The sequence below is a fragment of the Bradyrhizobium sp. S3.3.6 genome (assembly GCF_040546905.1).
In the GTDB taxonomy this organism is placed as follows: Bacteria; Pseudomonadota; Alphaproteobacteria; order Rhizobiales; family Xanthobacteraceae; genus Bradyrhizobium; species Bradyrhizobium cytisi.
Genome location: NZ_JBEPOT010000001.1, coordinates 919,320 through 932,500, shown reverse-complemented (window position 1 = coordinate 932,500; position 13,181 = coordinate 919,320). Strand labels below are relative to the sequence as shown.

Annotated in this window: 13 protein-coding genes (1 of these 13 only partly in view); 8 read left to right on the top strand and 5 right to left on the bottom strand. The window is 63.3% G+C overall.

The window, feature by feature from the left end:
* On the bottom strand, positions 1-377 hold the start of the coding sequence (locus ABID59_RS04480) for a LysR family transcriptional regulator (RefSeq protein ID WP_354082554.1). 574 nt of this gene lie to the left of the window's left edge; the window shows 377 of its 951 coding nt (coding positions 1-377); the start codon lies at positions 375-377; its stop codon lies beyond the left edge, outside the window.
* A gap of 194 nt (positions 378-571) precedes the next feature.
* Between ABID59_RS04480 and ABID59_RS04475 the strand changes: the two genes are divergently transcribed.
* From ABID59_RS04475 to ABID59_RS04465, 3 genes are all read left to right on the top strand, one after another.
* Positions 572-1,315, top strand: coding sequence for an SDR family NAD(P)-dependent oxidoreductase (locus ABID59_RS04475; protein ID WP_354032813.1), 744 nt, complete (start codon positions 572-574; stop codon positions 1,313-1,315).
* The gene (locus tag ABID59_RS04470) at positions 1,290-2,243 is read left to right on the top strand and encodes an alpha/beta fold hydrolase (RefSeq protein ID WP_354082553.1); all 954 of its coding nucleotides are present in this window, start codon (positions 1,290-1,292) and stop codon (positions 2,241-2,243) included. The genes ABID59_RS04475 and ABID59_RS04470 overlap by 26 nt, the downstream gene beginning before the upstream one ends.
* 73 nt (positions 2,244-2,316) lie before the next feature.
* Entirely contained in the window at positions 2,317-2,685 is a 369-nt protein-coding gene (locus ABID59_RS04465; RefSeq protein WP_354082552.1) for a DUF427 domain-containing protein, read from the top strand.
* A gap of 350 nt (positions 2,686-3,035) precedes the next feature.
* Here ABID59_RS04465 and ABID59_RS04460 read toward each other — a convergent pair whose 3' ends face one another.
* From ABID59_RS04460 to ABID59_RS04450, 3 genes are all read right to left on the bottom strand, one after another.
* Positions 3,036-4,349 (bottom strand): NAD(P)H-dependent oxidoreductase, encoded by a 1,314-nt coding sequence (locus tag ABID59_RS04460; protein WP_354082551.1) that lies wholly within the window; start codon positions 4,347-4,349, stop codon positions 3,036-3,038.
* A 156-nt stretch (positions 4,350-4,505) separates the two neighbouring features.
* Entirely contained in the window at positions 4,506-5,306 is an 801-nt protein-coding gene (locus ABID59_RS04455; RefSeq protein WP_148751727.1) for a phytanoyl-CoA dioxygenase family protein, read from the bottom strand.
* Positions 5,307-5,412: 106 nt separating this feature from the next.
* Complete coding sequence (locus ABID59_RS04450; protein WP_354082550.1) at positions 5,413-6,231, bottom strand: alpha/beta fold hydrolase; 819 nt, start codon at positions 6,229-6,231, stop codon at positions 5,413-5,415.
* A 138-nt stretch (positions 6,232-6,369) separates the two neighbouring features.
* Between ABID59_RS04450 and ABID59_RS04445 the strand changes: the two genes are divergently transcribed.
* Complete coding sequence (locus ABID59_RS04445; RefSeq protein WP_354082549.1) at positions 6,370-6,912, top strand: methylated-DNA--[protein]-cysteine S-methyltransferase; 543 nt, start codon at positions 6,370-6,372, stop codon at positions 6,910-6,912.
* 159 nt (positions 6,913-7,071) lie between these two features.
* Here ABID59_RS04445 and ABID59_RS04440 read toward each other — a convergent pair whose 3' ends face one another.
* Positions 7,072-8,244, bottom strand: coding sequence for an acetyl-CoA C-acetyltransferase (locus ABID59_RS04440; RefSeq protein WP_354082548.1), 1,173 nt, complete (start codon positions 8,242-8,244; stop codon positions 7,072-7,074).
* Between the two features lie 222 nt (positions 8,245-8,466).
* Between ABID59_RS04440 and ABID59_RS04435 the strand changes: the two genes are divergently transcribed.
* From ABID59_RS04435 to ABID59_RS04420, 4 genes are all read left to right on the top strand, one after another.
* Positions 8,467-9,063: a TetR family transcriptional regulator gene (locus ABID59_RS04435; RefSeq protein ID WP_246229909.1), complete on the top strand. Its 597-nt coding sequence runs from the start codon at positions 8,467-8,469 to the stop codon at positions 9,061-9,063.
* 55 nt (positions 9,064-9,118) lie between these two features.
* On the top strand, positions 9,119-9,877 hold the full coding sequence (locus tag ABID59_RS04430) for an SDR family NAD(P)-dependent oxidoreductase (RefSeq protein WP_212327383.1): 759 nt from the start codon (positions 9,119-9,121) through the stop codon (positions 9,875-9,877).
* Positions 9,878-10,150: 273 nt separating this feature from the next.
* Complete coding sequence (locus ABID59_RS04425; protein ID WP_354082547.1) at positions 10,151-12,022, top strand: AMP-binding protein; 1,872 nt, start codon at positions 10,151-10,153, stop codon at positions 12,020-12,022.
* Between the two features lie 28 nt (positions 12,023-12,050).
* A complete protein-coding gene (locus ABID59_RS04420) occupies positions 12,051-13,178 on the top strand; it encodes an acyl-CoA dehydrogenase family protein (protein ID WP_354082546.1) in 1,128 nt (375 codons plus the stop codon).
* Positions 13,179-13,181: the final 3 nt, after the last annotated feature.

The window sequence follows — 13,181 nt, the reverse complement described above, 5'->3', positions numbered from 1 at the left end:
CTGAAATCGAGATCCAATGTTATCTCCGGATATGCCCGCATGAACGCGACCAGAGTGGGCATCATCAGCATGCCGGCCAATGGCAGGGCGACACGCAGCGTGCCGCGCGGAGTTTCGTGCGTCTGCGACAGCTCAAGCTCGGCCGCTTCAATCTCAGCAAAGATGCGACGGCAGCGCTCCAGAAACCGGGCACCTTCCGCGGTGAGCGTGATGCTGCGCGTGCTGCGATGGAGAAGGCGCACGCCGAGCCGTTCCTCCATCCGCGCTACCGCCTTGCCGATCGCTGACGACGACACGCCAAGCTGCCGTCCCGCGACCGTGAAATTTCGGGCTTCCGCCGCCCGTACGAAGGCATTGAGCGACGTCAGACTGTCCATGGGCGAACCTCCATTTTGGACATTTTAGTCCGATATGTTTGGAATTGCGGCCCAATTTTCAAAGCGTTGAAGAGCGCTCATCTTCGGCCCAACGCCGCGGTTTCTTTCGCCTCACCGAAGGGATGGAGACGACGGGCGGCCCAGAGCAGAGGAGCCACCTCTGCTCAAACATTCGCTTTTTCAAGGAGATAGTCATGTCATCGTCAGTCGTATTGATCACGGGGGCCCTCACTGGCATCGGCCGCGCTGCAGCAGTCGCGTTCGCAAAAGCAGGCCATCGGGTCGTTGTTTCCGGGAGAAAGCCGGATGCCGGGGAGGCCTTGGTCCGCGAACTCCGTGCGTCTGGTGCCGAAGCCGAGTTCGTCCAAGCCGACGTGCGCAAGGAAGACGATGTCCGTCGCCTTGTCGACCGCACGGTCGAGCGCTTCGGGCGTCTCGATGTCGCGGTGAACAATGCCGGCACCGAAGGCAAACCCGGCCCGATTACGGACCAGACCGCGGAAAGCTACGCCGCGACGTTCGACACCAATGTTCTCGGCGTGCTGCTGAGCATGAAGCACGAAGCCCGCGTCATGAAGGGACAGGGCAGCGGCAACATCATCAACATCTCCTCGACCTACGGGCATGAGGGCGCGGCCGGAGCGTCCATCTATGTCGGCAGCAAGCACGCCGTGGAAGGCATTACCAAGTCGGTGGCGCTCGAACTCGCAAAGTCGGGCGTCCGTGTGAATGCCGTGGCTCCCGGTCCGACCGACACCGGCATGTTGACCCGCTTCACCGGCACGCCCGAGAACAAGGCGGCTCTGGTGACGACCGTGCCGATGGCCCGCCTCGGCCTCTCGGAGGAGCTTGCCAATGCGATCGTCTTCATCGCGTCGGAAGGAGCCTCATACATCACCGGCCATGTCCTCCATGTCGATGGCGGCAAGAGCCACTGACTGTCAGGGGCTTTCCATGACCCAACACAATCACCAGACCGCTCCCACGCGGTTCATCGAGGCCAACGGCATCCGCTTCGCCTATCGCCGCTTCGGCCGGGCAGGTGGCGTGCCGCTGGTCTTCAACCAGCATTTCCGCGGGACCATGGATCATTGGGACCCCGCCGTCACCGATGGTCTGGGCGGTAACAACGAGGTGATCCTCTTCAATAATGCGGGCGTCTCGAGCAGTTCAGGCCGGGTCCCGACAAGCTTTCAGGAAATGGGTGCAAATGCGATCGCCTTCATCAAGGCTCTCGGGCTTACCGAGGTCGACGTGCTCGGCTTTTCCATCGGCGGCATGGTCGCCCAGGAAATTGCAATCCAGGCTCCCGATCTAGTTCGCCGGCTCATTCTCGTCGGAACCGGGCCGCGTGGGGCTGACATGGCAACGAGCAGATCAGCGGAGATATTCGCTGCCACCTACGACTCGCCGGAGTATCTCTGGCTCGCCGTTCACTTCTCGCCGTCCCCTTCGAGCCAGGCCGCAGGTCTCGCCTTTCTGGAACGCAAGCTTTCCCGCGACGATCGCGATCCCGAGGTGAGCGGAGAAGCTGCGTCCGCGCAGCGCGAAGCCATCGGCAAATACATCGCTCCGGCCGAGAGCGTCTTCGACCGTCTGAAAAATATCCGTCAGCCGACGCTGATCGTGCAGGGCAGTAACGATGTCATCATACCTACGGTGAACTCTTACATCCTGCAGCAAAACCTGCCGAATGCGCAGCTGATCCTTTATCCGGATGCAAATCACGGGTCGTTCTACCAGTACCCCGAACTCTTCGTGTCGCAAGCCGACCAGTTCCTCAGGTCGTCACTGCAAGGCGACGATGCGAACCTGCAACCCGCCGAGCGGCTGCCATTCCCCTCCATCGTCTCGGAAGGAATTTAGCAGGCTGGGACACGGAGCTAGGACATGGAAACGCCGCCCAAGACCCCGTTTCCAACTGAAAAGGATGCAAATCATGGCTGACAAAGTGGTGAAGATTCCGGGAGCCGATCACCAGATTTCGATCGAGGCGAACCCGTCGCGCATCGTGGTCAAGATCGGCAGAAAGACCGTCGCAGACACAAGCGCTGCGCTAACGCTGCGCGAGGCGTCCTATCCGCCCGTTCAGTATATCCCCCGTCGGGACGTCGATATGACCGCGCTCACGCGGACCGAACACACTTCGCACTGTCCCTACAAGGGCGACGCCTCCTATTACAGCATTCCGGTTGGAGGAGATCGTTCGGTCAATGCGGTGTGGACTTATGAGGCGCCCTTTGAAGCGGTGGCGCAGATCAAGGACTACGTCGCCTTCTACCCAGACCGGGTCGACGAGATCAGTTAACCGGCGAGAGCACGGAGCGGTCTGCTGATGTTCGGCGACAGCTTCGCAGATCAATCTTGATAGCGACGGAAGGCGGCGAGCTTCACCGTGAGCGATGTGATGGAGAAACGACGATCAGTGCGAACAGGAACTAAGAACAGCCCAAGGTTCACCGCATTTATGGTGGTAAGGGGTTCTAAAAGGCATGACCGCTATTGGCCCCCTGGCTGACCTGAGGCGATGTCCAGTTTGAGTCCGCAAAGCAAAGCAAAGCAAAGCAAAGCAAAGCAAAGCAAAGCAAAGCAAAGCAAAGCAAAGCATCGCATCGCTCAAGCCGCGCTATTGAATCTCGATTTATGAGTACACGGCCTCTAATCTGCCTTTACGAATGCCGCTTCCATCGCTTTCCGCGTCCTTATCGTCTCGTTGCTGGCGTCGAACTCGACATCGCCCCAGCGCACCATCTCGCCATGGGCGACGTCCTGCTTCAGCTTGAGCCGATGCGCCAGCCCGATCGGCAGAGCGCCCGCCTTCAGGCTCGAGGCCGCCGGCACCAGCTTGCCCCACACGGTGTAGCCGCCTTCGCCGTCCAGCATCTCGCCGGCGCGCAAGTTTCGCTTGGCCACGGACGCGACATCGCCGCGGAAGCCGTAGGGCTGGCCGGTCGGCTCGCCTCGCAGCGCGGCCGACAGCACCGAGATGTTCAGCTCAAGCCCGATCAGATGATAGGGCTTGTACATCGCAGCGAAGCGTCCGCTGCCGTCGGTCTTCAGGCCGTATTGCTTGAAACAGTCGGCGGCGTAGTCGTTCGGCGCCTCCAGCACGACATAGACGCCCCAGCGCAGATCGCGAAACACCGGCCTTCCGTCGCGCTCGATCGAGGAAACGACCTCGACCACGCCGGAGCGCTCCAGCACGCCGCCGCGCGAGCGCGGCCGCATGATGTGCGGGAGATCATCGACGCCGCAGGGTGGAAACAACAGTCCTTCCGCCGGCACGTCGAGACCGCAGGCGTTCGCGATCGCGGCCATCTCGATCGCCGACTTGGTGCCGTCGAGGAAGGAGTTGAACATCTGCGGATTCATGCCGGCCGACTGCGCCTCGCCGGCGGTGAGGCCATAATGCTGCCAGACGCCGTCCGGCGTCACGTCGTGATAGGCCGGCAGATATTTTGTCCCTTTGCCGGCGGCGACGACGCGAAAGCCGGTGGCGCGGGCCCAGTCCACCATCTCCGCCGTCAACGCCGGCTGGTCGCCATAGGCGAGCGAATAGACGACGTCTGCTTTCCGCGCCTCTTCGGCGAGCAGCGGACCGGCCAGCACGTCGGCCTCGACATTCACCATCACGATATGCTTGCCGGCCGCAATCGCGGCGCGCGCATGCTTGATGCCGACGGCCGGATTTCCGGTCGCCTCCACCACCACATCCATCGCGCCGCCAGCGATGGCGCGTGCGCCGTCATCGGTGAAGACGGTGGCCGAAATCCGCTCGGCGCTCCAGCCGACGGTGCGGCAGGCCTCGCGCGCGCGCTCGCGGTCGATGTCGACAATGATGGGCACTTCCAGACCCGGCGTGTGCGGTACCTGTGCCAGAAACATCGAGCCGAATTTGCCGGCGCCGATCAGCGCGACACGGACAGGCTTGCCGGCGGATGCGCGGGCCTGGAGGAGGCGGAAGAGGTTCATGGGGGATTCCGATTATGATCGTGTCCCGGACGCGGTGCGGCGCGAAGTGCCGCTCCGCAGAGCCGGGACCCAGAGAAAAACTATCCGCGTGGCGTGGGCCCCGGCTCAGCAGCGCATCGTCGAAGGGACGCTGCGCTGCGTCCGGGGCACGATACCTTACTCCGCCGCCTGCCGCGGCGCACGGGCCAGCCGCAGAAGCGCGTCGTCGTCCACCTTCCTGATCGGCGCAAAATCGCGGTGCGCGATGTAGTCCGGCCGCGTCGGGGTGCGGATGTAGTTCGAGACCGCGTTCAGCGTCAGGTACACGATCTTGCGCGGGTAGGGCGTGATGTTGCCGGCCGAGCCGTGCACGAGATTGCCGTGGAACATCAGCATGCCGCCTCCCTTGCCGGTCGGCGCGACGATGCCGCCCTGCTTGACCAGCCGCGTCACCGTGTCCTCGTCCAGCGTCCACAGTGGATACGACGTGGTGGCGAGGTCATGCGAGGCCTTGAGATCGCCGGCGTTCTGGCTCTGCGGCACCAGCATCAGGGGTCCGTTGATCGGCATCACCTCGTCGAGGAAGATCGCGATGTTCATCGCGCGCGGCTCCGGCATGCCGTCGTCGCGCTTCCAGGTGCCGTAATCCTGGTGCCATTGCCAGACGTCGCCGGTAAAGGCCGATTTCGCGTTGATCTTGAACTGGTGCATGTAGACAGGCTCTCCGAACACCTGCTCCACGGGATCGATCATGCGCGGATGCGCCCCCAGAATGCCGAACGCATCATTGTAGAGATGCGCGGCAAAGGCCGTGCGCGGCGCGCCGCTCTTCTCGCGCCAGACCTCCGGCCGGTTGGCGTCGTAAATGCCAACCGCCTCGCGCGCGAGCAAATCGACCTCCTCCTGGCTGAACAATTCGGGCAGGAACAGCCAGCCCTCGCGCTGGAAGAACTCCAATTGCGCCTCGGACAGTTTCATGGGTCGTCCTCCTGTTTTGTTTTGTTTTTGATATCACCAAGTCTTTGATTTTATTGGGGCGGTCTACTGTGCATGGGGTTGTTTTCGGCAAAAATAGTCTCGCCCGCTACTCCGCCAGGAACCTGCGCACCGCCTCGGCGAATTCCACCGGCGCCTGCTCGAACATCGGGTGCGTCGCGTTCGGAATGATCGCCGTCCTGGAATAGGGCACATGTGCGGCGAGCGCATGCAGCACCTTTGGCAGCAGGCCCCTGGTTCGCGCGCCCAAGACGAACAGCGTCGGCATCTGAATCGCCTCCGCATCGGCCTTCGAGAACGGCGGGCGATTGTCGCGAACCTGGCCGATCAAGGTATAGGCGTTGTCGCGCAAATTCTGCTTCACCATCGCCGGCAGCCGTGACCAGGTGCCGGGTCCTTCCAGCGTGTCGACGAAGACGGCGAGGCCACCATCGACATCGCCGGCCGCGATCTTCTCGGCCGAGGCCGTGAACCGCGCCAGCAGCGGCGACGGGCCGCCGACATACTCGGGATCGAGGCTCGCATCGAGCTCGCCGCCGGGTTCGGCGAGGACGAGCCGCCGCAGCAGATCCGGCCTCGCTTGCGCGACACGGAAGCAGATGTGGCCGCCGCGGGAATGTCCCATCAAATCGACCGGGCCGAGATCGAGCTTCTCGATAAAGGCGATGACGTCGCTGACATGCTGGGCAATCGAATAGGTGTCGCCGATGCCGTCCCATTGGGCCGGGAAGAAGTGCCGCAGGCTGACAGCGACCATCCGGTGCCGCCGCGTCAGCGGCCCGAGCACGCAGCCCCAGATGCGGAAGTCGGACAGCGAGCCGTGCACGCAGACCAGCGGCGGGCCGCCTCTGTCCTCGCCCACGTCGAGATAGGGCATATCGTATCCGTTGACGTGGAGGCTTTGCATTCTTGGCTCGCAGAACGGGGCGGAACTCCTGTGCAAGATTCCCGGAAATCGGGTGGATCGCAACTATTTCCAAGCCTAGATTCAGGCTGAGATCACGATGGGGGCATGCGACAAGGACGCGAGCTCAGGAACCAAGCCATGACCGACCAGCATTTTGCACTGTTCGACACCAGGATCGGCCTCTGCGCCATCGCCTGGGGCCCGCGCGGCATCAACGGCACGCAACTGCCGATGGGCGGCGAGGAGAAGATCCGCACCCGCATCAGCCAGCGCCACGCCGACGCCAGCGAGGCCGAGCCGACCCCTGAAGTGCAGCAGGCGATCGACCGCATCGTCAAACTGCTCGCGGGTGAGCCGGATGACCTCACAGACATCCCGCTGGATCTCGATGGCGTGCCCGACTTCAACCGCGGCGTCTACGAGATCGCCCGCGCGATCCCGCCCGGCAAGACCATCACCTATGGCGACATCGCCAAGCAGCTGGGCGGCGTCCAGCTGTCGCGCGACGTCGGCCAGGCGCTCGGGCACAACCCGTGTCCGATCGTCGTGCCCTGCCATCGCGTGCTGGCGGCCGGCAACAAGCCCGGCGGCTTCTCGGCAAATGGCGGCGTGGTGACGAAGCTGAAGATGCTCGAGATCGAAGGCGCGCTGGTGAACCACACGCCCAGCTTGTTTGACTGATACGGCGCTAGATCTTCGCCACGGTCTTCGGCCAATACCTGTCTCACAGATGCCGCTTCACCAGCTTGCCCGTCGGTGTGCGCGGCAGCCCGGCTTCGAAGTCGACCGAGCGCGGGCATTTCACCTGCTCGCTATTCGCTACTCGCCACTCGCCCTTTCTTACAGCCGCTCCACGATCGTCACATTCGCCATGCCGCCGCCTTCGCACATGGTCTGCAGGCCATAGCGCTTGCCGCGCTGATGCAGGGCGTGGACCAGCGTCGTCATCAGCTTGGTGCCGGAGCCGCCGAGCGGATGGCCGAGCGCGATCGCGCCGCCATTGACGTTGAGGCGTGCCGGATCGGCGCCGGTGGTCTTCAGCCAGCCGGTCGGCACCGAAGCGAAGGCCTCGTTGACCTCGAACAGGTCGATGTCGCCGACCTTCATGCCGGCCTTCTCCAATGCGCGCTTGGTGGCGTGCAGCGGCGCGTCGAGCATGATGACGGGATCGCCGCCAGTCATGGTCATGTGGTGGATGCGCGCCAGCGGCGTGGCGCCGAGCTGCTTGAGGCCGCGCTCGTTCACGACCATCACGCCGGAGGCGCCGTCGCAGATCTGGCTGGCGCTCGCCGCGGTGAGCTTGCCGTTCTCGGCGATCAGCTTGACGCCCTTGATGCCTTCGAGTGTGGCGTCGAAGCGGATGCCTTCGTCGATGTGATGGGTGTCCTTGCTGCCGTCGGCACGGGTGATCTCGAGCGGCACGATCTCCTTCTTGAAGTAACCGGCTTGTGTCGCCGCGATCGCGCGCTGATGGCTGTTGTAGGAATATTCGTCGAGATCGTCCTTCGACAGGCCGTATTTCTCGGCCATCATCTCCGCGCCGGTGAACTGGCTGAACACGATGTTCGGATATTTGTGCTCGATGCCCGGGCTCTTGTAATTGCCAAAGCCGTTCTTGGCCGGGAGCTGCGACGACAGGCCCATCGGCACGCGCGTCATGGATTCCACACCGGCCGCGATCACCACGTCCATCGTGCCCGACATCACGGCTTGCGCCGCGAAATGCAGCGCCTGCTGCGAGGAGCCGCACTGGCGGTCGATCGAGGTGCCCGGCACGCTCTCCGGCAGCTTCGAGGCCATGATCGCGTTGCGCGCGACGTTGTTGGACTGCTCACCGACCTGCATCACGCAGCCCATGATCACGTCCTCGACCAGCGCAGGATCGACCTTGGTGCGATCGACCAGCTCGTCGAGCACCTTTGCGGCGAGATCGGCCGGATGCCAGCCGGCGAGGCGGCCCCCCTTGCGCCCGCCCGCGGTACGCGCAGCGGCGACGATATAAGCCTCGGCCATTTCGGTCTCTCCCATGATTGTTCTGAATTGGTTTGGGTTGTCGGGGGCGGATTTAATGGATGACATATCGTTTAGTCAATCGATCAATTAACTCTTGTGGGGAGGCGCTGCTTGGGCTTATCTGCGGCCCGCTTCAAGCGCCGAGAACAAAGGATTTCCGTGACTACCAGCGTACCGAACAGGCTTCCGGGCGGAAAGAATTCCACGGCAGAGAAATTGCTCATGGCCGCAAGCGAGCTGATGATCGAACGCTCCTCGATCGAGATCTCGCTCTCCGACATCGCCCAGAAGTCCGGTGCCAATGCCGCGCTGGTCAAATATCATTTCGGCAACAAGGACGGCCTGCTGCTGGCGCTGCTCGCGCGCGACGCCGCGACAGAAATGTCCAATCTGGAATATCTGCTGGCGCAGCAGATCACCTCCACGGCGAAGCTGAAGCTGCATATCGGCGGCATCATCCGCGCCTATCACCGGTTTCCCTACATGAACCGGCTGATCCATTATCTCCTGCACGAGAGCGTTGCCGGCTCCGCGGACGAAGTTTCAAAATTCTTCGTCGCACCGCTGCTCGACTTTCATCGCCGCCTGCTCGCTGAGGGCGTCAGCCGCGGCGAGTTCCGCGCCACCGATCCGGTGCTGTTCTACACCAGCCTGATCGGCGCCTGCGACCACCTGTTCTTCGGCCGGCACGCGATGTCTCGCGCGACCGGCGTCGGCCCGGTCACCGACGACGTCTGCCGGCAATATATCAAGCACATGGAAACGCTGATCTGCGGCGGCATCCTCACGCAAGCCGAGGAAGCTGCCGCGGTCGGATAATCCGGCCATCACTCTCAAGTCTAGAGAAGAAACGCCCAAGGAAAGGTAGCCTGTCATGGAATTGAAAGACGTAGCCGTTCTCATCACCGGTGGTGGTTCGGGTCTTGGTGAAGCGACCGCGCGCGCCATGGCTGCCAAGGGCGCCAAGATCGGCGTGATCGACCAGAACAAGGATAACGCCGAGAAGGTCGCCGCCGAAGTGAAGGGCGTCGCGCTCCATGCCGACGTCACCAGCGAGGAGCAGATCAAGGCCGCGATCGCGAAGGCGGAAGCCGCGCACGGCGTTGCCCGCGTGCTGATGAACTGCGCCGGCATCGGCGGCTCGCAGCGCATCGTCGGCCGCGACGGCGTCTATCCCTTGGAGAAGTTCGCACGCATCATCAACGTCAATCTGATCGGCACGTTCAACTGCCTGCGCCTGTTCGCCGAGCGCCTCGTCACGATCGAGCCGATCGGTGAAGAGCGCGGCGTCATCATCAACACGGCGTCTGTCGCTGCCTATGAAGGCCAGATCGGTCAGATTGCTTATTCAGCCTCGAAGGGCGGCGTTGTCGGCCTCACCCTGCCGGCCGCGCGCGACCTCGCCAGCCAGAAGATACGCGTCAACACCATCGCGCCCGGCCTGTTCTTCACGCCGTTACTGATGGGCCTGAACGAGGAAGCCCGCAAGAGCCTGGGGGCCCAGGTGCCGCATCCCTCGCGCCTTGGCGATGCCAAGGAATACGGCGCGCTCGCCGTGCACATGGTCGAGAACCCGATGCTCAACGGCGAGACCATCCGTCTCGACGGCGCCATCCGTATGGCGCCGCGGTAGGCTCTTCTTCCTTCTCCCCTTGAGGGAGAAGGTGGCGCGAAGCGCCGGATGAGGGGTATGTGTCCGTGGAGGCAGACCCCGCACCCAAGCGAGTTCTCGGTCAGCGACCTAGCAAGAATTTTTGTGCTGGCCTCGACCTTAAGGCCGCGATGGCGCGCCGCTCCGAGGAATTTTCGGAAGACATCAGGGCCTTCCTTGAGAAGCGAAAGCCTGTCTATATCAAGCACTGAACAACGAAGATCCGCAAAGGACAATAATTCCGGGAGACGCAAAATGAGTGGAAGCGCGGCGGCGGTGATGGCGAAGCCCGCCTTTCGCAAGGTCGAGTGGCTGGCGCGCGACATCGACGTCGAACGCCGCGCTGACGGCGCGGTGGTGCTCAAGTCGCGCATTCCCTTGCAGGCTTACGAGAAGCATCTTCCGGCCTCGCTCGCGAAGTGGGCGAGGCAAGCGCCCGAGCGCATCTGGCTGGCGCAACGCGGCGGTCCCAATCGCGAGTGGCGCAAGGTGTCGTATGGCGAAGCCAAGCGCACCGTCGATGCGCTGACGCAGGCGCTGCTGAACCTCAAGCTCGAGGGACGCCCTGTCACGATCCTCTCCGGCAATTCGATCGAGCACGCGCTGATGACGCAGGCCGCGATGCAGGCGCGCGTCCCGGCGGCTCCAGTGTCGCCGGCCTATTCGTTAATGAGCCATGATCATGTCAAGCTGAAATACCTGTTCGACCTGATCAAGCCGGCCGTGGTGATGGTGCAGGACGGCCCGACCTTCGAGAAGGCGCTGAAAGCGCTCGATCTCACCGGCGTCACCGTCGTTCACGTCGTGCGGCCCTGCGATGGCGTCAAGAGCGTCAGCTTTGCCGAGCTTGCAGTCACGCCGGTGACGCCTGATGTCGACGAATCGATCGCGAAGATCACGCCCGATACCGTCGGCAAGCTACTGTTCACGTCGGGCTCGACCGGCATGCCCAAGGCCGTCATCAACACGCAAGAGATGATGTGCGCCAATGCAGCGATGATGATGCAGGTGCGGCCGCGCAGGCCGGGCGGTCCGCTCGCCACGGTGCTGGACTGGATGCCCTGGAATCACACGATGGGCGGCAATGCCGCATTCCACCCGGTGCTGGTCGAGGGCGGCACGCTCTATATCGACGACGGCCGGCCGATGCCGGGGCAGTTGGAAGAGACTATCAAGAACCTGCGCGAGATCTCGCCGACCTATTACGCAAACGTGCCGGCCGGCTACGCGGCGCTCGCTGCTGCGATGGAGAAGGACGATGCGCTGTGCCATTCGTTTTTCAAGAACCTGTCGATCATGGCCTATGGCGGCGCGAGGCTGCCCGACGATCTCTACGACCGCATGCAGGCTCTCGCGGTAAAGACCACCGGCGAGCGCATCGTGTTCTATACCGGCTGGGGCTCGACCGAGACGGCGCCGACCTCGACCGGCACCTATTGGGACACCGAGCGCGTCGGTCTGATCGGCCTGCCGTTCCCCGGCGTCGAGCTGAAGATGGTGCCGTGCGGTTCGAAATACGAGCTGCGCCTGCGCGGCGTCAATGTCACGCCCGGCTACTTTGGCCAGCCTGATCTCACAAAGAAGATGTTCGACGAGGAGGGGTTCTACTGCATCGGCGATGCCGGTATTTTCGTCGACGATGCCGATCCGGTGAAGGGCATCATCTTTGCCGGGCGCGTGGTCGAGGACTTCAAGCTCACCACCGGCACTTTCGTGCATGTCGGCTCGCTCCGCACCGATGCGATCGCCGCGGCGACGCCCGTCGTGCATGACGCGCTGGTCGCGGGACAGGACCGCGCCTTTATCGGGCTCCTCGCCTGGCCGAACCTGCATGCGTGCCGCCAGCTCGTCGGCAATGCCGATCTCAGCTTCGAGGATGCTGTAAAACATCCCGAGGTGATTGCCTGCTTCAGGCGTGGGTTAGAGGCCCACAACAAGGAGTGCGAAGGCGCCAGCAGCCGCATCATCGCGCGCGCGACGCTGATGGCCGAGCCGCCCTCGATCGACGGAAATGAGCTCACCGACAAGGGCTACATCAACCAGCGCGCCGGCCTGGAACGGCGCGCTGCGCTGGTCGATCGGCTCTATGCGGACAAGCCTGACCAGGACGTCATCATTCTCAAGTAATCGACATCATTCAACACGGGTACGGGCCATGAACTTCGATTTCTCTGACGACCAGAAGCAGCTCCGCGACCAGGCGCGCAAATTCCTCGCTGAAAAATGCTCGCCCAAGGCGGTGCGCGTCGTGCTCGACGGCAAGGCGCCCTACGACAAGGAACTGTGGAAGGGCCTCGCCGAGATGGGTTTCCTCGGCGTCGCGATCCCCGAGGAGTTCGGCGGTGCGGGTGCCGGGCATCTCGAACTCTGTGTGATCGCGGAGGAGATGGGCCGCGCCAATGCGCCGGTGCCGTTCTCTTCGACGGTGTATCTGGCTGCCGAAGCGCTGCTGATCGCCGGCAGCGACGCGCAAAAGAAGAGGTGGCTGCCGGCGATCGCCTCGGGCAAGGCGATCGGCACGCTGGCGCTGTTCGAGGGCAAGGGCAATCCGGCGCCGAAGAACGTCAAGCTGACCGCTGCGAATGGCGTGCTCAACGGCGTCAAGAAGCCGGTTGCGGATGGTGCGATCGCCGACTTCGCGGTGGTCGCTGCGCGGACGGGCTCCAGCGGTCGCGACGGCGACATTTCGCTGTTCCTGGTCGATCTTGGGGACGGCGGCGTCGAGGTGAAAGGCCTCACCAATCTCGATCCGACCCGCGGGCAGGCCGAGATCACTTTCAAGGACTGCAAGGCGGAGCCGCTCGGTGCTGCCGGCGAAGGCTGGAGCATCCTCACTCAGATTCTCGACCGTGCCGCGGTGCTGTGCGCCTTCGAGCAGGTCGGTGGCTCCGACCGCGCGCTTGAGATGGGCCGCGACTACGCACTCGACCGTATCGCTTTCGGCCGCCAGATCGGCTCGTTCCAGGCTGTGAAGCACATGCTGGCCGACATGTATGTCTCGGCGACGCTGGCGCGCTCCAACAGCTATTATGGTGCCTGGGCACTCTCGACCAACGCGGCCGAGCTGCCGGAAGCCGCCGCTGCCGCGCGCATCAGCGCGACGCAGGCGTTCCAGCACTGCGCCAAGAACAACATCCAGGTTCACGGCGGCATGGGTTTCACCTGGGAGTTCGACTGCCACATGTACTACCGCCGCGCCAACGCGATGGCACTTGGGCTCGGCAGCATGTCTTATTGGGAAGATCAGTTGATCGACCGCATGCGCAAGAAGAACGCGGCGTAAGCG